Source organism: Nodularia chucula CCY0103 (assembly GCF_963923915.1).
GTDB classification, from domain to species: Bacteria; Cyanobacteriota; Cyanobacteriia; order Cyanobacteriales; family Nostocaceae; genus Nodularia; species Nodularia chucula.
On sequence record NZ_CAWUOL010000221.1, the window covers coordinates 1 to 638 of the forward strand.

Below are 638 nucleotides of genomic sequence, written 5' to 3' on the forward strand. Positions count from 1 at the left end.
AGATTTGCCTGCTCTACCTCCTGCCATTTTTTAGTTCCGTCGAACTCACGTTAAACTACATTTTCGCAATCGCCAAATGTGAGTAAATCATTCAGAATCAGTTAACGAAAGGATAGCAAAGTATATGTATATGCAGTTGTCTGATCATGAAAGAGAAATAGCTTTGAAATATAAATTTGGCAAGTTTCTCAAAATTGAGGAAATCCCGTGCAAAAATTATTTTGCACGTAATGAATTGGTGGGGACAGTGATCATTAGTTTGACATTTGCCGCTTTTATGAGTGCTTGTCTGATAGGGCTTTTTTCGTCGCTCATTGAGGGACTTAGCAATATCTTGGAATTATTGAATCTCAAACCCTTAAATTCACTCAATTTGTTATCACCTTCAGGCATACTACAAAATACATTAACTCTGCAAATTACGTTTGGTGTATTTTTAGTCCTGGTTTTATGGATGTTTTTTATTTCGTCTAAACTAAAATATGCTGAGAGAATTGTTGCTTTTGAGCATGGTTTATATCAGATAAAGTTAGGTTTTTTCCGACGAGAGAAAGAAATTCATTGTAGATATGAAGATATTAAATATCAGAAGTGTTGAATGTTAAGAAAGAGGTGATAAAAATAACCCAAAATATGGT

The 638-nt window shown here is 33.7% G+C and carries 1 protein-coding gene; it reads left to right on the forward strand.

The genetic code is table 11. From position 1 onward, the window contains the following. Positions 1-130: 130 nt before the first annotated feature. Positions 131-598 (forward strand): hypothetical protein, encoded by a 468-nt coding sequence (locus ACM0OP_RS24300; protein WP_414530965.1) that lies wholly within the window; start codon positions 131-133, stop codon positions 596-598. The last annotated feature ends 40 nt before the right edge of the window (positions 599-638 follow it).

Bases quoted from the DNA above. Each gene is read 5' to 3' on its own strand.
- ACM0OP_RS24300 (WP_414530965.1), top strand. From the start codon at position 131: ATGCAGTTGTCTGATCATGAAAGAGAAATAGCTTTGAAATATAAATTT.